This window comes from Phyllobacterium sp. CCNWLW109, from assembly GCF_037203905.1.
Classification (GTDB): domain Bacteria; phylum Pseudomonadota; class Alphaproteobacteria; order Rhizobiales; family Rhizobiaceae; genus Phyllobacterium; species Phyllobacterium ifriqiyense.
On record NZ_JBBCBK010000003.1, the window covers coordinates 242,795 to 263,179 of the forward strand.

Annotated in this window: 14 protein-coding genes; 10 read left to right on the forward strand and 4 right to left on the reverse strand. The window is 54.9% G+C overall.

Annotated elements, in window-relative coordinates:
* Positions 1-51 precede the first annotated feature (51 nt).
* Positions 52-816 carry a DeoR/GlpR family DNA-binding transcription regulator gene (locus V9K92_RS11715; RefSeq protein ID WP_115054813.1) on the reverse strand — a complete coding sequence of 255 codons (765 nt, stop codon included), beginning with the start codon at positions 814-816 and terminating at the stop codon, positions 52-54.
* Between the two features lie 260 nt (positions 817-1,076).
* On the reverse strand, positions 1,077-2,102 hold the full coding sequence (locus V9K92_RS11720; RefSeq protein ID WP_337354060.1) for a LacI family DNA-binding transcriptional regulator: 1,026 nt from the start codon (positions 2,100-2,102) through the stop codon (positions 1,077-1,079).
* Positions 2,103-2,310: 208 nt separating this feature from the next.
* Here V9K92_RS11720 and denD point away from each other — a divergent pair, with 208 nt between their 5' ends.
* From denD to V9K92_RS11770, 10 genes are all read left to right on the forward strand, one after another.
* The gene (gene denD, locus V9K92_RS11725) at positions 2,311-3,300 is read left to right on the forward strand and encodes a D-erythronate dehydrogenase (protein ID WP_115054657.1); all 990 of its coding nucleotides are present in this window, start codon (positions 2,311-2,313) and stop codon (positions 3,298-3,300) included.
* The gene (locus V9K92_RS11730; protein ID WP_115054656.1) at positions 3,297-4,070 is read left to right on the forward strand and encodes an SDR family oxidoreductase; all 774 of its coding nucleotides are present in this window, start codon (positions 3,297-3,299) and stop codon (positions 4,068-4,070) included. The genes denD and V9K92_RS11730 overlap by 4 nt, the downstream gene beginning before the upstream one ends.
* Positions 4,071-4,130: 60 nt before the next feature.
* Complete coding sequence (locus V9K92_RS11735) at positions 4,131-5,195, forward strand: ABC transporter ATP-binding protein (protein ID WP_307281900.1); 1,065 nt, start codon at positions 4,131-4,133, stop codon at positions 5,193-5,195.
* A gap of 122 nt (positions 5,196-5,317) precedes the next feature.
* Positions 5,318-6,634: an ABC transporter substrate-binding protein gene (locus V9K92_RS11740; RefSeq protein WP_337354061.1), complete on the forward strand. Its 1,317-nt coding sequence runs from the start codon at positions 5,318-5,320 to the stop codon at positions 6,632-6,634.
* Positions 6,635-6,805: 171 nt separating this feature from the next.
* The gene (locus V9K92_RS11745; protein WP_435530120.1) at positions 6,806-7,693 is read left to right on the forward strand and encodes a carbohydrate ABC transporter permease; all 888 of its coding nucleotides are present in this window, start codon (positions 6,806-6,808) and stop codon (positions 7,691-7,693) included.
* A 17-nt stretch (positions 7,694-7,710) separates the two neighbouring features.
* Complete coding sequence (locus V9K92_RS11750) at positions 7,711-8,610, forward strand: carbohydrate ABC transporter permease (protein ID WP_115054652.1); 900 nt, start codon at positions 7,711-7,713, stop codon at positions 8,608-8,610.
* Between the two features lie 20 nt (positions 8,611-8,630).
* Positions 8,631-10,433 carry an IlvD/Edd family dehydratase gene (locus V9K92_RS11755; protein WP_337354063.1) on the forward strand — a complete coding sequence of 601 codons (1,803 nt, stop codon included), beginning with the start codon at positions 8,631-8,633 and terminating at the stop codon, positions 10,431-10,433.
* 48 nt (positions 10,434-10,481) lie between these two features.
* Positions 10,482-11,234: an SDR family NAD(P)-dependent oxidoreductase gene (locus V9K92_RS11760; protein ID WP_337354064.1), complete on the forward strand. Its 753-nt coding sequence runs from the start codon at positions 10,482-10,484 to the stop codon at positions 11,232-11,234.
* A gap of 33 nt (positions 11,235-11,267) precedes the next feature.
* Positions 11,268-12,107 (forward strand): fumarylacetoacetate hydrolase family protein, encoded by an 840-nt coding sequence (locus V9K92_RS11765; RefSeq protein WP_115054649.1) that lies wholly within the window; start codon positions 11,268-11,270, stop codon positions 12,105-12,107.
* 176 nt (positions 12,108-12,283) lie between these two features.
* A complete protein-coding gene (locus tag V9K92_RS11770) occupies positions 12,284-13,621 on the forward strand; it encodes an MFS transporter (RefSeq protein ID WP_115054648.1) in 1,338 nt (445 codons plus the stop codon).
* 95 nt (positions 13,622-13,716) lie between these two features.
* Here the strand turns inward: V9K92_RS11770 and V9K92_RS11775 are convergent, their stop codons facing one another.
* Both V9K92_RS11775 and V9K92_RS11780 read right to left on the reverse strand, forming a co-directional pair.
* Entirely contained in the window at positions 13,717-18,336 is a 4,620-nt protein-coding gene (locus tag V9K92_RS11775; RefSeq protein WP_337354065.1) for a translocation/assembly module TamB domain-containing protein, read from the reverse strand.
* Entirely contained in the window at positions 18,333-20,261 is a 1,929-nt protein-coding gene (locus V9K92_RS11780) for an autotransporter assembly complex protein TamA (protein WP_337354066.1), read from the reverse strand. Before V9K92_RS11780 ends, V9K92_RS11775 begins: the two co-directional genes overlap by 4 nt.
* Positions 20,262-20,385: the final 124 nt, after the last annotated feature.

Consider the following 20,385-nt stretch of genomic DNA (forward strand, 5'->3'; position numbering starts at 1 on the left):
GAAACTAAAATGAACTATAGCGCGCAATGGAAGAGCGCACAAGAGCCGGTTTCAGACAGATGTTTCGATCAATCTGACGTCTGCATCGCTGCATATCCGGCGTATTGCCTCACTTTCGCAGCGGTCGGTAATGAAGGTGTTGACCTGCGACAAGTGGCCGATGCGAACGGGTGCAGTGCGCTCGAACTTGGTCGAGTCCGAGACAAGGATCACGTGGCGCGCATTGGCCATGATCGCCTGCGCGACTTTGACCTCGCGAAAATCAAAATCAAGCAAGGCGCCATCACTGTCGATTGCCGAGGTTCCTATAACAGCGAAATCCACCTTGAACTGGCGGATGAAATCGACCGCTGCCTCGCCGACTATACCGCCATCGGAGCCACGCACGACACCGCCGGCAATGACCACCTCAATATCGGGGTAAATTCGTAACCTGTTGGCAACATTTATATTATTGGTGATTATCATCAGACCTTTACGGTCCAGCAATGCCTGCCCAACAGCCTCTGTCGTCGTGCCGATATTCACAAACAGCGATGCATTGTCGGGGATCAACTCAGCGGCAGCTTTACCTATGGCTTCCTTCTCGCCCGCTGCTATCAAGCGCCGCGCCTCATATTCCAGATTTTGCACGCCTGAAGGAAATAAAGCGCCGCCATGAATACGGTTGAGCAGGCGCTGATCACAGAGGTCGTTAAGGTCTTTGCGAATGGTTTGCGGCGTGACGTTGAAATGCATCGCCAGATCATCGACAAGCACACGGCCATGCTCCTTGGCCATCTCCAGAATTTCGGCATGTCTGGGAGCGAGGAACATGGAACCAGCTTTCATTTTCGTTTTTGTAGTGTCTATACGAAAACGAAAATTGCTTTATGTCAATCGTGAGTAAAGCGAAAGGCATTTTAAAGGTGGGTGGGAATTACTGCCTGCATGATTGGTGTGCGTGGTTCGACAAGCTCACCATGAGGGAAGTTGAGGATTGCAGGAGTCAAGATTTGCACCGCTGGCCGTTAATCATGCAGCCCATTACCTTCCCTCATGGTGAGCTTGTCGAACCACGCACGAAGCTGCTGCACCTAAGCAGTAGCGCCCTCGATAATGTCAAAACCAGTATTGATAATGGTTTTTTCCGGGGGACGCTCGCGGCTTTCAAGCAGCTTTTCCGCCGCAGTTTTGCCAATCAGAAATCGCTTGGAGAGAATAGTTGAGAGCGGCAGAGGCATTGCCTGCCCGATATCCAGCCCATTGAAGCCGAATATGCCGAGCCTCTCTTTGATGACAATTCCCGCATGGATGCAGTAGAAAATACCGCCCATAGCCATGTCGTCATTAGGGAAAATCACGACATCCAAATCGGGATGGGCTGCAAGCAGTTTTTCCAGAAGCTCCCGCCCGGCTATTGTCGAGCCGCCGCCAGGGACACGCATTTCGCCGACCAGCGAAAGACCAGCCTCCCTTAAGGCTTCACACAGCCCCTGATAGCGCGCCTTTGCACGGTCATCGGAAATCAACATATGACCGGCATAGCCAAATCTTCGGTATCCGCGCTCGATAAGGTGCCGCCCGGTTTCATAGCCAGCCTGCCGATGTGACATGCCGACAGCTATATCCACAGGATCGCCATCAATGTCCATAAGCTCCGCAACGCGGAACCGGCCCTGCTCGAGGTGTTTTCGCGCTGTGGGCGTGTGATGCAAGCCGGCCAGAATCACAGCGGCTGGTTGCCAGGCAAGAAATGACAGAAGAATACGCTCTTCAATCAGGGGATCATAATCGGTAACACCAATGACCGACTGAAACCCTGTTTCGGTGATAGCAGTGTGGATTCCGCGCAGGACATCGGGAAAGACAATGTTCGACAATGATGGCAAGAGCACAGTTATCAAGGTCGAAGCGGCGGAAGCGAGGCTCCCCGCAGCGCGATTGGGAATATAGCCAAGCTGGGAAATGGCGGCCAAAACGCGTGTTCGCGTCGCATCCGCAATGGGACCTTGATTGCGAACGACGCGCGAAACCGTGATCTCACTCATGCCAGCCAGCCGCGCCACATCCGCCAAAGTCGGTGCACCGGCGTTTCGATTGGCATTTCTCTTGCGGGTCATAGGCTCGAATCCAGAGCATTTTCCAAGAATAATGACAGCGCTACCATAAAACGCTTGATGAACGCTAGTCAGTGTGCATAACTTTATGACAGCGCTAACATACAAATGTTCAGTCGCTGGCTTGTTTTCACAATTCCGGACGAAAACCGGGTCCATTCTGCTGGAATTGTTTTAAGCCCGGGAGGGGCTTGAGGGAGGAATACCGCATATGCATGTTTTGGTGATCGGCGCAGCCGGAATGGTTGGCCGCAAGCTTCTGGACAAGATCGCTGCCGAACCGGGCGCGCTTGGATCCGACATAGACAAGCTGACACTGGTTGATGTTTTCGAACCCGTAGCACCGGCAACCTTTGCCGGTATTGCGCAGACAATTGCCGCTGATTTGTCCGATCCCGGTGTGGCAGACAGGCTCGTTGCCGCCCGTCCGGACATGATCTTCCATCTGGCAGCAATCGTTTCAGGCGAAGCGGAAGCCGATTTCGAGAAGGGCTACAAGATCAATCTCGATGGCACGCGCTGGCTTTTCGAAGCCATCCGCAGTGAGGGCCAAAAAGCGCCTTACAAGCCGCGTGTTATATTTGCCTCCTCCATTGCGGTTTTCGGCGCGCCTTTCCCCGACAAGATCGGCGACGAGTTTTTTACGACACCACTCACGAGCTATGGCACGCAAAAAGCAATTTCGGAGCTTTTGCTTTCAGACTACAGCCGCAGAGGTTTTTTTGACGGGATCGGCATTCGCCTGCCCACAATCTGCATTCGCCCTGGCAAGCCGAATAAAGCGGCATCGGGATTTTTCTCCAATATTCTGCGCGAGCCGTTATCGGGACAGGAAGCAATTCTTCCCGTCGATGAGAATGTGCGGCACTGGTTTGCCAGCCCGCGTTCGGCGGTCGGCTTCTTTATCCACGCCGCAACGCTAGACCTTGAACAGGTCGGTCCAAGGCGCAATCTTTCCATGCCCGGCCTTTCGGCGCTTGTTGGCGAAGAAATTGCCGCTCTTCAGCGCGTGGCCGGTGACAAGGCAGTCAAACTCATCCGCCGTGAGCCCGATGCCACAATCCAGAAAATCGTGTCCGGCTGGGCAACGGATTTTGATACGTCGCGAGCCAGCAAGCTTGGTTTCAAGGCAGAGACCGCCTTTGACGACATTATCAAAGCGCATATTGACGACGAACTCGGCGGAAAGATTCCAGCATGAGCGTGATCGATTCGGGCAAGGGAAAAATTGCGCTGGTGACAGGTGGCGGCACAGGCGTCGGCAAAGCCATCACAACTGCGCTTCTTGGGGTCGGCTATACGGTGGTCATTTCCGGCAGGCGCCAAGACGTGCTTGACGATGCGGCCAATGCTTTGGCCAAAGATACTGGCGGCACGGTCAAGCCGATCACCGCGGATGTCAGCGATCCCCACTCTGTCGCAGCGCTTTTCGAGGCGATCAAGAGCGAGTATGGGCGGCTGGACCTTCTGGTCAATAATGCGGGTATCAATGTCCCGAACATTGCCATGGAAGAGCTGACTTTCGAGCACTGGACCTCAATCGTCGGCGCCAATCTGACAGGTGTATTTCTTTGCACCCAGCAGGCGATGAAGCTGATGAAAGCACAATCGCCCCGAGGCGGCCGCATTATCAATAATGGCTCGATTTCGGCCCAGACTCCGCGCCCCAATACAGCGCCCTATACGGCGACGAAACATGCCGTGACCGGCATGACCAAATCGACTGCGCTGGATGGCAGACCGTTCGATATTGCTTGTGGGCAGATCGATATTGGCAATGCCACGACTGAGATGACATCGAAAATGGCAGGCGGCGTGATGCAGGCAAATGGCGAGATCGCCAGTGAGCCAACCATACCGGCGCACCACATTGGCGATGCTGTTGTCTATATGGCAAGCCTGCCACTGGACGCGAACGTACTGACAATGACGATCATGGCAACTAAAATGCCGCTGGTCGGACGCGGGTAAAGCAGAGGGGCAGCGCTTTGGGAGAAGTGATGTCCAAACATAATTTCTGGAGGAGAGCGCATGGCATCGGTTGAATTCGCCGACGTACGAAAATCATTCGGTACCCACCCGGTCATCAAGGGTGTGGATATCAAGATTGAAGATGGCGAATTCGTCATCCTTGTTGGACCATCGGGCTGCGGTAAGTCCACCTTGCTGCGAATGCTGGCCGGGCTGGAGAATATCTCGGCAGGAGAAATCAAGATCGGCGGCCAAGTTGTCAATGGTCTCGCTCCAAAGGAGCGCGACATTGCCATGGTCTTCCAGAACTATGCGCTTTATCCGCACATGACTGTTGCCGATAACATGGCTTTTTCGCTGACGCTGAAACGCGCATCAAAGGCGGAAATTGAAAAACGCGTAAAGCCTGCGGCGGAAATTCTCGGCCTCACCCCGCTGCTGGACCGTTTTCCGCGCCAGCTTTCCGGAGGCCAGCGCCAACGCGTTGCCATGGGCCGCGCAATTGTGCGCGATCCGCAGGTTTTCCTGTTTGACGAGCCCTTGTCCAATCTGGATGCCAAGCTGCGCGTCGCCATGCGCGCTGAAATCAAGGAACTGCACCAACGGCTGAAAACCACCACGGTCTATGTCACGCATGACCAGATCGAAGCCATGACCATGGCCGACAAGATCGTCGTCATGCATGACGGTCTGGTCGAGCAGATCGGCGCGCCGCTCGAACTTTATGATCAGCCGGCAAATCTTTTTGTTGCCAGCTTCATCGGCTCGCCTGCCATGAACATGATCAAAGGCAAGCTCGATCCAAACAGCACGCTGAAATTCAAGACCGATAATGGTGTCGAATTGCCCGTTGCCAAAGCGCCGGAGAGCGCCAAGGGACGCGCATTGATTTATGGTTTACGGCCCGAACACATGACAATCGTCGATGGCGGCATACCTGCCGAAGTGGTGGTGATTGAGCCAACGGGTTCGGAAACGCAAATGATCATGCGGGTTGGCGGCGATCTCGTCACCGGCGTTTTCCATCAACGCATAAATGCAAAGCCGGGCGAGACAGTCGGCCTCTCCATACATGCGGAAGCGACCTATCTGTTCGATGCAGAGACCGGCAAGCGCCTGGTCTAGAGCTCTAGCATAAGCGGTGCCTGCCGGTCGGTAGCAGGTCTTCGTCATAAAGCACCGACATAGCCCGTGGCCCAGAATGTGGGAGCATTTTGAAGGCCTTTTACAACCAAGGAGGAGCAAGAATGACCATTAACAGAAGACATCTTCTCGGCGCATCAGCCGGACTAGTCGCTGCCGCAGGGCTCAACCGTTTCGGGCTTACGCCTGCCTTTGCTCAAGCCGCAGCACCAACCTACAAACCGGAGGAAGGCGCTACATTGCGCCTGCTGCGCTGGGTTCCATTTGTTCCAGCCGAAGAAGCCGCATGGCTTGCCAACACCAAGAAATTCACTGAGGCGACTGGCGTGCAGGTACGGGTCGACAAGGAAAGCTGGGAGGACGTTCGTCCGAAAGCTGCCGTTGCCGCCAATGTCGGCTCCGGCCCGGATATGGTGATGAGCTGGTTCGATGATCCGCAGCAATATCCGGACAAGCTGGTCGATGTGACTGAGCTTGGCGAATATCTGGGTGGCGCGCATGGCGGCTGGTATGCCGGCCTTGAAGGCTATGCCAAACGCGACGGCAAGTTCATTGCGCTTCCGCTTTGCGCCATCGGCAACGCGGTCGTTTACCGCGACAGTCATATGAAAGCCGCGGGCTTCCAGGAGTTTCCGAAGGACACTGCAGGCTTCCTTGAATTGTGCAAGGCCTTGCAGGCAAAAGGCACACCGGCTGGCTTTCCGCACGGCAAGGCAGTGGGCGACGGCAATAATTACGCTCATTGGTTGCTTTGGAGCCATGGCGGCATGATCGTCGATGAAAGCGGTAAAGTTGTCCTCAACAGCCCTGAAACGCTCGCATCGGTCAAATATGCGCAGGAACTCTACAAGACCTTCATTCCAGGCACGGAAAGCTGGCAGGATGTCAATAATAACCGCGCCTTCCTTGCACGGCAGGTATCGCTGACGGCAAATGGCGTGTCGGTCTATTATGCCGCCAAGAAAGATCCATCCATGGCGGATATCCTTGAAGACATGCGCTCGACAAACCTGCCAATCGGTCCGGTCGGCAAGTCGATCGAGCTGCATCAGACTTCAACGATTTCGATCTTCAAGCACACAAAGTTCCCGGAAGCTGCAAAGGCCTACCTGCAATTCATGTATCAGGCCGAGAATATGAATGCCTGGATCGAGGGTGCCAGCGCCTATTGCTGCCAACCCTTGAAGGAATATGGAAGCAATCCGGTGTGGAAGTCCGTTCCGATCCACGAAGCCTATGCGCGGGCTTCCGAAACGCTTCGCCCGAACGGTTTTGCCGGACCGCTGGGAACAGCATCGGCGGGCGTGATGGCCGATTATGTGCTCGTCGATATGTATGCGACAGCCGTGACCGGTCAGATGACCGCAGAGGATGCCATTGCACAGGCGGAGAAGCGCGCAAATCGCTACTACGCCACTTAAGCAGCCATAAAAGCCTTCCGCCGTCCAACGCGGCGGAAGGCGTTCTTGTATCGCAATTCCTGACGGAAAACCGGCTATTGCTTTTCCTGGAATTGCTTTCGAAGCCGACGCAACCGGAGATATCCGATGACAATGACGCCGACTGCAAAACGAAACTCTGCCTTTGGCACAATGGCCCGCAGCAATACTGCGGTCGGCCTGTTCTTCATGCTGCCTGCGGCAGTGTTCCTCATCTGCTTTTTAACCTATCCACTCGGACTGGGCGTATGGCTCGGCTTTACCGACGCAAAGATCGGTCGCGACGGCATCTTTATCGGCATCGAAAACTATCAGGCGCTTGCCAATGACTCGGTCTTCTGGATGGCCGTTTACAACACCGTTCTCTATACTTTTATCGCGTCCATATTGAAATTCGGTTTCGGCCTCTGGCTGGCGATGATCCTCAACGAACATCTGCCGTTCAAATCATTCTTCCGCGCCATTATTCTCTTGCCCTGGGTGGTTCCGACGGTATTGTCCGCCCTCGCCTTCTGGTGGATTTATGATGCGCAGTTTTCGATTATTTCCTGGTCGCTGATGCAGCTTGGCTGGATCGACGGTCCTATCAATTTCCTTGGTGATCCCAACAACGCGCGTGCCTCGGTGATTGCCGCCAATGTCTGGCGCGGCATTCCTTTTGTGGCGATCTCGCTGCTTGCCGGCCTGCAAACAATTCCGCAATCGCTGCATGAAGCAGCATCGCTGGACGGCGCGACAGGTTGGCAGCGTTTCCGCTTTATAACCTTGCCAATGCTCACACCCATCATCGCTGTGGTGATGACGTTCTCGGTGCTTTTCACCTTCACCGATTTCCAGCTGATCTACGTGCTGACCAAGGGTGGCCCGGTCAATGCAACGCATCTGATGGCAACCTTGTCATTCCAGCGCGGCATACCTGGCGGACAGCTTGGCGAAGGCGCGGCGATTGCTGTTGCGATGATTCCATTCCTTCTGGCTTCGATCCTGTTCTCATTTTTCGGCCTTCAGCGCCGCAAATGGCAACAGGGCGGACAAGATTGAACGGGAGGGAGACAATCATGAGCATTTCCGAGCAAACAAACGCCCAGCCGCTGAACGACGAAGCGCAGGGCATGAGCTATCTCAACCGGTTGCCACGGCGCATTGTCGTGCTTTACCTTCCTCTGCTGGTCTTCATCATCGTATTGCTGTTTCCATTCTATTGGATGGCAATCACCGCGGTTAAGCCCAACGACCAGTTGACGGACTATAATAATTACAGCCCGTTCTGGGTGGTGAAGCCAACGCTCGACCATATTAAATATCTGCTGTTCGAAACCTCCTATCCAGGCTGGCTATGGAACACGATTGTCGTATCGGTCTGCGCGACCGTGCTGTCGCTTGCCGCATCTGTTTTCGCCGCCTATGCGATTGAGCGCGTGCGCTTTTCCGGCTCTCGCCCGGTAGGTCTTTTGATCTTCCTTGCCTATCTGGTGCCACCGTCGATCCTGTTCATCCCGTTGGCGGTGATCGTGTTCAAATTTGGCATTTACGATACCAAATTCGCATTGATCTTCACCTATCCGACCTTCCTCATCCCCTTCTGCACATGGCTGCTCATGGGCTATTTCCGGTCCATACCATTCGAGCTTGAGGAAAGCGCTTTGGTGGATGGCGCGTCGCGCTGGCAGATCCTGGTCAGGGTCATATTGCCGCTGGCAGTGCCTGGACTGATATCTGCCGGTATTTTTGCCTTCACTTTGTCTTGGAATGAGTTCATTTATGCGCTGACCTTCATCCAATCCTCTGAGAACAAGACTGTCCCGGTCGGTGTGCTGACGGAGTTGGTGCGAGGCGATGTTTTCGAGTGGGGTTCACTGATGGCGGGCGCACTGTTCGGGTCGCTGCCCGTTGTCATCCTCTACTCATTTTTTGTCGATTATTACGTTTCTTCCATGACCGGTGCGGTCAAGGAATAAGTCCCCCAGGAGTTACTTAAATGACCAGCAACAAAGCCCCGAAAAAACTGCGTTCTCAGGAATGGTTCGACAATCCTGACAATCCGGGGATGACCGCGCTTTATCTAGAGCGCTATCTGAATTACGGCCTGACCCGCGGTGAATTGCAGTCGGGCAAGCCGATCATCGGCATCGCACAGACCGGTTCGGATATTTCACCTTGCAACCGGCATCATATTGAGCTGGCCAAGCGCGTGCGTGACGGTATCATTGCTGCTGGTGGTATTCCTTTCGAGTTTCCGGTTCATCCAATCCAGGAAACCGGCAAGCGCCCCGGCGCAGCACTCGACCGCAACCTTGCCTATCTTGGCCTTGTTGAGGTTCTTTTCGGTTATCCGCTTGATGGCGTTGTTCTCACCATCGGTTGCGACAAGACCACGCCAGCCATGTTGATGGGCGCCGCCACGGTGAACATTCCAGCTATAGCGCTGTCAGTCGGACCCATGCTGAATGGCTGGCATCGCGGCGAGCGCACCGGCTCCGGCACCATCGTCTGGAAGTCACGCGAGAAGCTCACCTCCGGCGAAATCAACTATGACCAGTTCATGGATATCGTCGCATCATCGGCGCCGTCGGTCGGGTACTGCAATACGATGGGCACTGCTACCACCATGAATTCGCTAGCCGAAGCACTTGGTATGGAATTGCCGGGCGGCGCAGCCATCCCCGCGCCTTATCGCGAACGCGGCCAGATTGCCTATGACACCGGCAAACGCATCGTCGACATGGTACGCGAAGATCTGAAGCCATCCGATATCATGACACGGGCCGCCTTTGAAAATGCCATCGTTGTCAATTCCGCGATTGGCGGATCGACAAATGCACCGATCCATCTGAATGCCATTGCACGCCATCTCAATATACCGCTGAACAATGATGATTGGCAGGAAATCGGCCATGACGTGCCGCTTCTGGTTAATTTGCAACCAGCCGGTGAATATCTGGGTGAGGACTATCATCGCGCGGGCGGCGTGCCTGCCGTGGTTGCCGAACTGATGAAGGCCGGGAAACTTCCGCATCCGGGCGCTGTGACGGTCAACGGCCAAAGCATCGGCACCAATTGCGAGCATGCAGAAAACCTCAACACGGATGTGATCAAGACCTATGATGCGCCGTTGAAAAAGAAGGCCGGGTTCATCAACCTCAAGGGCAATCTCTTTGACAGCGCCATTATGAAGACCAGCGTCATTTCCGAGGAATTCCGCCAGCGCTATCTATCCAATCCGGATGACCTGGAGGCCTTTGAAGGCATTGCCGAAGTTTTTGATGGACCGGAAGACTATCATCACCGCATCGACGATCCGGCGCTTGGCCTTAGCGAGAACAGCATTCTGATCATGCGCGGCACTGGGCCGATCGGCTATCCAGGTGCGGCAGAGGTGGTCAATATGCAGCCGCCAGCCTATTTGCTGAAGCAGGGTATCCATGCGCTGCCTTGTCTTGGCGATGGCCGTCAATCCGGCACATCCGGTTCCCCATCCATCCTCAACGCCTCGCCGGAAGCGGCGGTCAATGGCGGACTTGCTCTGGTTCGCTCCGGCGATCATCTGCGCATTGATCTCAACAAGGGCACTGCAAACATCCTGATCGACGATGAGGAATTGCAAAAGCGCAAGGACGATCTGATCGCTGCGGGCGGCTATAAATATCCGGCAAGCCAGACGCCGTGGCAGGAAATCCAGCGCGGCATGGTCGGTCAGCTTGATGAAGGCATGGTTTTGAAACCTGCCGTTGACTACCAGCGCATTGCTCAGACCAAGGGGCTTCCACGCGATAATCACTAAATCGCCGGACGCCCTGACAGATGCAAAAGCCATATATCGGGAGGAAGCATGGCGAATTCCATACGGCGCTATGAGGGGAGGCACGCGGTTATAACCGGCGGTGCCTCCGGCATAGGTTTCAGAACAGCAGAGCGGATCGTGTCGGAGGGCGGCACGGTCACTCTGTGGGACGTCGATGCAGCAAAGATCGAGGAGGCAGAGGCAGCGCTTGGAGCCTCCTCCCACGGCGTTAGTCTCGATGTGTCCGATCCTGACCAGGTCGAGAAGGCCACGCAGGAAACCGTATCTGCCTTTGGCAAGATCGACGTGCTTGTCTGCTCGGCGGGAATAGCCGGACCCAATGCCAAGGTTGCCGACTACCCCATTGATCAGTGGAAACAGGTCTTTGAAATCAATCTGCACGGATTGTTTTATTGCAATCGATTTGTCGTGCCGGTCATGCAGAAGAACGGCTATGGCCGGATCGTCAATGTTGCTTCCATTGCGGGCAAGGAGGGCAACCCCAATGCCTCGGCCTATAGCGCATCAAAGGCTGCGGTCATCGGCCTGACAAAATCGCTGGGCAAGGAACTCGCCGGTGATGGAATTACCGTCAACGTGATAACACCAGCTACCGTTGATACGCCCATCCTCCAGCAATTGAAGCCGGAGTTCATTGATTACATGCTTTCGAAGATTCCGATGCAGCGTTTTGGCAAAGTTGAAGAGCTTGCCGCGCTGATTACGTGGATTGCCAGTGAAGAATGTTCATTCACGACCGGAGCAGTATTCGACATTTCCGGTGGCCGTGCTACATACTAGGCCACTACCCACCAGTGAAGAGAAGGTTGACCAATGAAACTCTTGCGTTATGGCCCGCTCGGCCAGGAAAAACCCGGTCTTGTCGACAAGGACGGCAATGTCCGCGATCTTTCCGGCCACGTGAAGGATATTGCCGGTGAAGCAATTTCACCCGAGGGCTTGAAGAAACTCGCTGCGATCGATCCCGCTTCACTGCCACTCGTTGAAGTAGACCGCTATGGCGCCTGCGTTTCTGGAACCGGCAAATTTATCTGCATCGGCCTGAACTATTCCGACCATGCCGCCGAAACCGGCGCGACCGTGCCGCCGGAGCCAATCATTTTCATGAAGGCCACATCGGCGATTGTCGGCCCGAACGATAATGTGGAAATTCCCCGCACCTCGCTGAAGACAGACTGGGAAGTCGAGCTTGGCGTTGTAATCGGCAAACATGCCAAATATGTCAGCGAAGATGAGGCAATGGACTATGTTGCGGGCTATTGCCTGATCAATGATGTTTCCGAGCGCGCATTTCAGGCAGAGCGTCAAGGACAGTGGACCAAGGGTAAGAGCTGCGACACATTTGGCCCGACAGGCCCCTGGCTTGTGACCAAGGATGAAATCAAGGACCCGCAAGACCTGAAGATGTGGCTGGAAGTCAATGGCCATCGCTATCAGGACGGCACATCGGCGACGATGGTCTATGGCGTGAAGTATCTGGTTTCCTACCTGTCGCAATTCATGAGCCTGCATCCGGGCGACATCATCTCGACCGGCACACCTCCCGGCGTTGGCCTTGGCCAAAAGCCGAATGTGTTCCTCAAGGAAGGCGATATCATAACGCTCGGTATTGAGGGTCTGGGCGAACAGCGCCAGCAGGTCGTACAAGCTTAATTTAACCTGCACATCAGTTCTGCGTGGTTCGACAAGCTCACCATGAGGGAAATTGAGGATTGCAAGATCAATCTTCGACGTTGCAAGTGTTTTTGCAGCCCAATCCCAGTCCTCATGGTGAGCCTCGTCGAACCACGCACAATTGTCTCCGCCTTTTGGCGGCAAAGGAGTACAAAATGTCCTCAGCTACAAAAGCTGCCCATCCCCCACGGAAAGCTCCAGCGGGTGCCAGCAAGGTTCGCTACATCATTCTCGCGATGTGCTTTCTTGGTCTGACAATGAATTATCTCGACCGCGCCAATATGAGTGTGGCGCTACCCTATATCGATGCTGAACTTGGCCTCAACCTCAGTAATGCCGAGAAGGGATTGATCTTCGGCGCGTTCTTCTGGGCCTATGACGGCATGATGCTGATCGCTGGCTGGTTTACCGATAAGGTCGGCGCGCGCCGGTCCTTCTCTCTTGCTGCCGTCTGGTGGTCTGTATTCACGGCGCTGACACCGCTCGCCACGACTTTCTGGGGCTTCTTCGGCATGCGTTTTGCTTTGGGAGCGGGTGAGGCCCCGGCCTACCCAAGCGCAACCAAGGCCGCATCGCGCTGGTTTCCAAAAAGCGAGCGCGCTTTCGCTACCGCAGTCATCGACTCCGGCTCACGCGTTGGCACTGTTCTCGCATTGCCTATCGTGACCGGCATTATCGCGCTCGCGACTTGGCACTATTCATTCATCATCCTCGGCGCGCTCGGCCTTGTATGGGCGTTCTTCTGGTACATGATGTATCGCGACCCTGCCGACCATCCGGGCGCAAACGATCTGGAGCGTCAATACATCACCGATAATGGTGGGCGCACGGAAGAGAATGACGATGCGGAAGCGGTAAAAATCCGGTGGCGCGACCTTTTCCGTTATCGCACCGTTTGGGGCATGATGATCGGCTTCTTCTGCCTGAACTTCGTCATCTATTTCTTCCTGACCTGGTTCCCCGATTATCTGAAGAATGCGCGCGGCCTCAATCTGGCCGAGCTTGGCACATTCGGGATGATCCCAGGCCTTACCGCTGTTGCTGCGGCATGGGCGGCAGGCATCTGGGCCGATCGCGCTATTCGCAATGGTGCCGACGTGACGACAATCCGCAAGATCATCATGGTTGGCGGTCTGCTTGGTGGCGCGGCCATTCTACCCGCTGCAATGGTGACATCGCTCTATATGGCGCTGATCTTCCTTGCGATTTCCTACAGCAGTCTGGCTGTTGCGGCCACGGCAATCTGGTCGCTGCCAGCAGACGTTGCGCCAAGCTCGCATCATGTGGCATCAATTGGCGGCATCCAGAACTTTGCCTCAAACATTGCAGGCATTATCAGCCCGTTCCTGTTTGGCTATCTGCTTGATGTGTTTAATGGAAACTATATTCCGTCATTCGCTCTGGCTGCCGGCGTCGCCGTCATCGGCGCGTTCAACTACGCATTTGTCGTAGGCCGTGCGGAGCCACTGCCAGTTCTGCCAGCACGCGGCTAAAAACATTAAGGGCGGTGCTTTGCACCGCCCTTTTTCATAGGTTTTTATGCATTGCCCAAATGCGAAGCCGCTTCGCACCTTTGCTGGAAATGCACTTAGTAGTCTTTTTCGAAGAACAGACCAGCGCCGGAATCGCCATCGCTGCCAACGGCACCCTTGGCTTTCAGATTGGGCGTAATGTCGAGGTTGATTGTACCCTTGGTGTTACCACCGGCACCTGCCTCGACCCCCAGATAAATATTATCCCTGATATAACGCCCCGCACGCACACCGGCATTGCCTTCGCTGTCAGTGACGACATCAAGGTCATCAAGGCCCGTGCTCTTGCGCAGGCTGTCGATGAGCGACGAGTTTGAACCACCTGCCAGTTCCGCAGCGGCAGTTGCCAGACGCGCAATTTGCAACGGCGTCAATTCGCTGATTGAGCGGTTGAAGATCAAGCGCGCCATGACTTCATCCTGTGGCAGTTCCGGCTGGGATGAGAAGACAATCTGCAAATCGGATACGCGGCCCTTTACAGTCACACTGACGGTTATGTCGCTGCTTTGGGTAGTGGCAACGAAGTTGATTTCAGGATCAAGATCGCCAACCAGCGTGACCTGACCTTCCGTGAAGGTGATGCGCTGGCCAAGAATGCCAAGACGGCCACGGATGAGATCAAAACCGCCTACAGGCTGAACATTTGTGGCAGGACCGGTCAATCGCACGGAACCGCCGATCTCCGCATCAAGGCCGCGACCACGCACGAAGATCTTGTTGGGTGCTGTAACATTGATATCGAGCCGCACCACACTTGGACGCGATGTCGGTGTTGCGACCTCGCGCTGATCAGCCTTGGCACGCTTAAGTGTTTGTTGAACCTTCTTCGAAGCATCTTTATGCTTTACGTCGATAACCGCCGACGGACCGCCAAAGGTTTCCGGAACAGTGATTTCGGCGCGATCAATATTGATATTGCCAGCAATGACGGGATCACGGGTCAGAGGACCATTGATGCCCAGCGCGCCCGTCACAGTGGCGACAACAAGATTGCCGTCGGCATAGCGCGCCTTGTCGAGCTTGATATCAATATTAGCGGGGAAATTCGCAGCAGCATCCGTTGAGATCGTACCTGTCGCGCTGACGGTACCACCTGTTGAAATCCCGGCCGTCAGCGTGCGGATTGTGACAGTCGTGCCCTCCATGCTGCCAAGCAGGGTAATCCGCTGCAAGCGCAGATTCGATTCCGGATCCATGATTTCCGCACCATTGGCCGAGAACATGCCACGAATCTGTGGTTGGGCAAAGCTGCCGGTTACATTGGCCGTGACATCAATATTGCCCTTGGCCTGTGTTCCGCGATCTGCGAGGAAGCGGTTAGCCAGAGACAGCGGAATATTGCCGGTGACATTGATACCAAGGCCGTTACCGGACACTGGAACTTCACCACTGGCCGATACTGTAAAGCCCTGCGGCCCATCAATCTTGGCGGAAGAAAGTGAAAGGCGCTCATTGGCGAAGCGGCCTGCTGCCGTCAGTTGCAGAGGGGCTAGCCCGGCTTCCTGCAAGGGCTTGGCGGAAATGCTCGAACCCTTCAGGTCAAACTCCGCATTTGGCTTTTGCAATGTGCCCGTAACACGACCACGGCCGGAAACAGCGCCCGCGAGGTTCTGATCTTTGACAATGCCGTTGAGAGTCGTCAGCGGGAAACTCTTCAGATCGAGATCGACGCCAAGCTGGCCTTGTGCCAAAGGCACCGATCCGCGTGCCGAAGCGTCCAGTCCATTTGCCCCGGTCAAATGAGCATCGACATTTAACTGGTCAGTCGTTGATGTGCCTTTGGCATCAAGGTTAAGCGCTTCAAGACCCGCTTTCTTCAGTGCTGCTGCCGTTATGCCGCGCGCTTGCATGTCGAAATTGACGTCCGGCTTCTCGCGCGTACCACCGATCTTGGCGGTGCCATTGATTTCTCCGCCGAGCCCAAGATCAGGTTTGATCGTATTGGCGATATCTAGCGGCAGTTTCTCAATCGCAACCGCAAGACTGAGCGTTTGGGCAACTTCACCACTGACGGTCACCTTGCCATTGCCGATATCAAGGATGATGTCACCAAATGAGACATCACTACCAGCAACATTGATTGCTGCGGGCTGTACGAGGCGGGCAGCAAGCTTGTCACGTATCAGTTCCGCCTTTGCCAGCGACAGCAGATAGCCTTTATCTGTGGGTTCAAGAGCGCCGCCAAGGGATGTTTTCGCGCCGTTTTTCAGCGCTGCATCAAGAGTGAAATTCGTAGCCTTACCGCTCTGGCTCGCCTGGGCGTCAAGGCTTGTAATATCAATTCCGGAGGCCGAAATATTGGTTGCGCTTACCGTGCCGTTGGCGGCTGGAACATTGAAAATATCCTGTGCCACAAGCGCAATTTCTGCTTTGCCAATGGCAACATTATTAGCCTTGAGACTATCAATCTGTCCTTTGACATCGAGGTTCTGCTTATCGTCATCATGCGATAGCGCAATCGTCGCATCGGCCTTGCCTGTCGCTTCGACTAGGAAGAGCGCAGCGGCGGTGGACACATCGGCGGAACTCAGCGTCAGATTGCTTTGCAGCAATCCTTTTTTGTCTTGCGTAACATCACCGCGCAGACGCGTTCCACCCGCGATAAACAACAAATTGCTGAGGCGTTTCTCATCTTTGCGTAACGCGATCTCGGTGGAAAGATCCGCGCGGATGCCATCGAGAAAAGCCAAGCCTGAAAGCTTGCCGTCAATATTGTCTTCAAGCAGCGTTCCATTGAACGAAATATCGCCTTCGGTCAGCTTGCGTCCCGATAATGTGCCCTGCGGCACACCCGCATTAAAGGCAAGGGCGATGATCTTGTCCTGACCGCGCGCGCTGCCCTTTACCTTCAATGCCCCGCCCGCCTTCTCCGAAAGAAGTGCCAGATCGGTAAGGTCGAGGCCAAAGTCGAAATTGGCGGCACCGCTGGCAAATGTTCCATTGGCGGTGACAAGCGTCTGCGGATTTTCGATCTTGAAATTCTTGGCACTCAGTCCGTTTTCGCCACGGGCGAGGCCGCCGGTGATCCGTGTTTCGCCCGCCAGCACTTTATCGGCTGCATCGATGCCAAGCTTCATACCCGTAGCATTGCCGTCCAGCATCAGATCAAAACCGCCTGTCAACGCCTCAACAAGACCGTTGGCTTTCAGGTCCAGCGAACCGGCCAATTCCCGGCCGGCAAGCGCCGAGAAGGGCGAGATGCTTGAAGCTTTAACAAGAATATCGCCGCGATAGGCGAATTCGCTGATCGTGCCTGCCAGAGAAGCACTCAATCCATTGGCCGCGATCAAGGCCTGCTTAAGATTGACAGGGGTACCAGCCTTCCAGTCGCCATTGATCTTAAGCTGGACAAGATCACCGAGGGCTTCAGCTATATCTGCCCGTTTTGCGGTGATACCGGAAATGTCGCCGTTTAAATCATAGGTCAGCGAACGGGCCGCAGGGTCATCAATATTTTGAGCCAAGCCTTTAGCGACAAGGTTGGCCGATTTGGCGGCAAACATTTCCGTTGTCAGGTTGGTGACTTCCAAAGTGCTTGACCAGGCATCATTTGCATTTGCATTCGTGCCGAAATCGACGGCGAAGACCGCCTTATCCACAGTGGTCTGACCGCCGGCAACAGGCAGGATAACCTTCTTGCCCGTTGGGTCGGCTATCGTTGCGTCGACCTTCAATCGGCGCAGGAACCCGTCATTCGTGGTCTCACCTGTGGCATCAACCAGCAGCGCATTGCTTTTGATACTGAGACGGTCAAGCGCAAATCCACCGGCATCACGTACCACGCCATTGACCACCAAAGCAGTGTCATTACCGAAGAAATCACGAAATATCGGCGGGATAAGGGCTGCAACTTCGCCGTCCAGCGTCGTCTTGAAACCAAGCCCGTCAGCCTGGCGATCAATCTTGGTATTGCCGGTAAGAACGCGCTTGCCCGCTGCGTCGAGGGTCAACTGCAAAGCCAGATCGCTTAATGGGCCGGAGCCCTTCAACGCCATGACAACAGGCGGGCGTCCTTCAATATTAAGAAGGTTGGCCATAATGCCATTCGCCGGTTCGTTCAGCAAAAGGTCGAGATCAAGCTGCTGGCTCTCATTGGCATAAGCGGCTTTGATCGTGAAATCGCCGCCCGGACCATCCAGACGCTTTATCTGCAAATTGGAATCGAGCGAGCCGCCGTCAAGCGTCAGATTTCCCGCAACGGAAATCTCTGATTTCAGGCCAAAAACTGTATCCCCAAACGCTACGCGACCGATCTTCAACTCCTGAAGAATAACCGCAAGCGGCAGTTCCGGCAGGCTGAAACCTTTCGCTTCCGGCGAAGGCAAGCCTTCGTCCGGTAGCGGCTTGCGCATGACATCGATGGAGTCTGCCGCCAGCGTATTGATATCCAGACGTCCACGCAGCAGCGCAAGGCGGCTCCAGACGATGCGGGCATTGGTGATCTTCAGCCAGATACCTTGGCGATCCGCAACCGTGATGCTGCCAATATTTGCTTCGGAGGAAAGCACGCCCTGAATTTCAGAGATCACAATCTGACGATTTGGTGTCGATAGCTGGTTTTCAACAAAGCTGAGAAAATATGACTTCTCTGCCTCGGCGCTGGCAGGCGCAGGCGACTGCGCCACGGACGGGCCGACGATAAGGAGCAAGAGAAGGGTTGCAAGTATCCGGATCAAAACGCCTGTCCTATGCCAACGTAGAAAGCAAAACTTGGATCGTCATCGGTCCGGTCAAGCGGAACGGCAACATCAAGCCGGATCGGACCAAGGCCGGTATTGTACCTTATGCCCGCGCCAACGCCGAGCCGTAGCTGCTCTGCAAAATCAGGGAAAGATTCTTCGCCGACATAGCCCGCATCGACAAAGCCGACCGCGCCGATCGTATCGGTAAGGCGCACGCGTGCTTCCACCGAGCTTTCGACAAGCGAGCGTCCGCCGATCACATAATTATCGCCATCGCGGCTGACATTCACGCCAATATTGCGATAGGCATAGCCGCGAACTGAACCACCCCCACCAGCAAAGAACAGTTGATCCGGTGGCAGCTCGCCGATTTCAGCGCCAACAATCGACCCAAGCTTCAGACGCCCGGCGAGGACGAAACGATCATCGGCACCGAAACCGTAATAGGTGCGCCCTTCCGCCGTAAATTTGGTGGCGAAGTTGCCATATTCTACTTCGTAGAATGGCGACAAAAGCCCCTCAAGATAATAGCCATTCTTTGGATCAACCTTGCTGTCGCGGCTGTCATAGGTCAGCCCGCCAAGGACACCCACTGTCAGGAAATCACGGCTTCCGAAGAAATCATCTTCAAATTTTGACTTCGAGACACTCGCAGTGAGTTTGCCGGAAAGCTCGTCCGAAAATATATGGGTTAAGCCAGCTTCAGCAGTGACTGAAGTCTGCGTATAGGCATCCAGAACCTTGCGCTCGCCAATCAGCGAGGAAATGAAGTCCGTATCCGGCGTCCAGACACCAGGCTTGGTGAAACTGACACCCAGCATGTAATTATAGTCCTGTGGGTCGTAGGATTGCCCGCCAATGCCACCGATTTTAGCATCGAACCGCAGACGCTCGGCCCGGCCAAAAAGATTGCGGTGCTGCCAATAGGTCTCAAAACCGGCGCCATCCAACGTCGAATAACTGCCACCAATACCGAAGCGGCGCAGCTTCTGCTCCTGCACGGCAACTGTAATCGGCAGAAGCCCATCGCTTGTAATGGCGTCTGCTTCTTCGATACGGGCCGAGCGGAACACCTCAAGTCGAGACAGACGCTTTTTGGCGCGCTCGATCTCGTCAGGATCATATTCGCGTCCGGGCTCCAGACCCGTGATGAAGGCGACAAACTCAGGATCCATGCGCTCAGTACCGGTGACCTGCGTCTGGCCGAACGATGCGCGGCGACCGGGATCAACATCGATAATCGCATCAACTTTGCTGTTGTCGTGATCGGCGGTGACGTTGCGCGAAACGATCTTCGCCTTGGGATGGCCCTGCTCGCGCCATGCATCAACAGCAAGGCGCTCTGCCTTTACGATTGACGTGGAGCGGGCAATATCGCCCACCGCGAACCCCTGATTTTCAGGCAGGTCGACAATATCCTTCTTGTCGACCGGCGGCGGAGCGACATTCTTGATGCGTGCGGTAGAGAAAAGAAACTGCGGTCCCGGATCGACCGAAATTGACACGGTTGCGGGATCTGGCAAAACCGTGTCGGGAGGAAGATCACTCGCCTCACGCCCATCAACTTTAATGCTGATATTGCCGCCATAACGACCATCGGCGTAAAGCGCGCCAAGAATACGGCGATAATCGCCTCTGGCTTTGGCTAGAAGCCCTGCGGCACCGGAGGCAGGCTTTTCCTTATCAGCAACAAGGCTGGAAGCACCTTCGACGAGCTTTTTAGTCTCTTCGTTTTCTTCGTTGGCGATTTCTACGGTATATTTTTGCGGATCGGCAATGACGGAATCCGCGTCATCGTCTTTTTTCTCGCCCCACAAATGAATGCCGAAGATTTCGAACGCGTGCGCGGGCGATACAAGGGCTGAGCAAGCCAGCAATGCGGCGGCAAACAAACTGGCCTGTGGGCGCTTGAAGTCCATCAACCAGTATAATCCCTAACTCAAACAAAATGACACAAACCAACAGGAATGATTACCCCATATCCCGTGATCGTTAAAATTCGCCTCTCTAGCTTAAGAAAACGATAACATGGTGGTTAATACA

Coding starts and splice junctions, on each gene's coding strand:
- V9K92_RS11780 (WP_337354066.1), bottom strand. CDS start 20,261: ATGGACTTCAAGCGCCCACAGGCCAGTTTGTTTGCCGCCGCATTGCTG.
- V9K92_RS11720 (WP_337354060.1), bottom strand. CDS start 2,102: ATGACCCGCAAGAGAAATGCCAATCGAAACGCCGGTGCACCGACTTTG.
- denD (WP_115054657.1), top strand. CDS start 2,311: ATGCATGTTTTGGTGATCGGCGCAGCCGGAATGGTTGGCCGCAAGCTT.
- V9K92_RS11735 (WP_307281900.1), top strand. CDS start 4,131: ATGGCATCGGTTGAATTCGCCGACGTACGAAAATCATTCGGTACCCAC.
- V9K92_RS11730 (WP_115054656.1), top strand. CDS start 3,297: ATGAGCGTGATCGATTCGGGCAAGGGAAAAATTGCGCTGGTGACAGGT.
- V9K92_RS11770 (WP_115054648.1), top strand. CDS start 12,284: ATGTCCTCAGCTACAAAAGCTGCCCATCCCCCACGGAAAGCTCCAGCG.
- V9K92_RS11755 (WP_337354063.1), top strand. CDS start 8,631: ATGACCAGCAACAAAGCCCCGAAAAAACTGCGTTCTCAGGAATGGTTC.
- V9K92_RS11740 (WP_337354061.1), top strand. CDS start 5,318: ATGACCATTAACAGAAGACATCTTCTCGGCGCATCAGCCGGACTAGTC.
- V9K92_RS11745 (WP_435530120.1), top strand. CDS start 6,806: ATGGCCCGCAGCAATACTGCGGTCGGCCTGTTCTTCATGCTGCCTGCG.
- V9K92_RS11765 (WP_115054649.1), top strand. CDS start 11,268: ATGAAACTCTTGCGTTATGGCCCGCTCGGCCAGGAAAAACCCGGTCTT.
- V9K92_RS11715 (WP_115054813.1), bottom strand. CDS start 816: ATGTTCCTCGCTCCCAGACATGCCGAAATTCTGGAGATGGCCAAGGAG.
- V9K92_RS11750 (WP_115054652.1), top strand. CDS start 7,711: ATGAGCATTTCCGAGCAAACAAACGCCCAGCCGCTGAACGACGAAGCG.
- V9K92_RS11760 (WP_337354064.1), top strand. CDS start 10,482: ATGGCGAATTCCATACGGCGCTATGAGGGGAGGCACGCGGTTATAACC.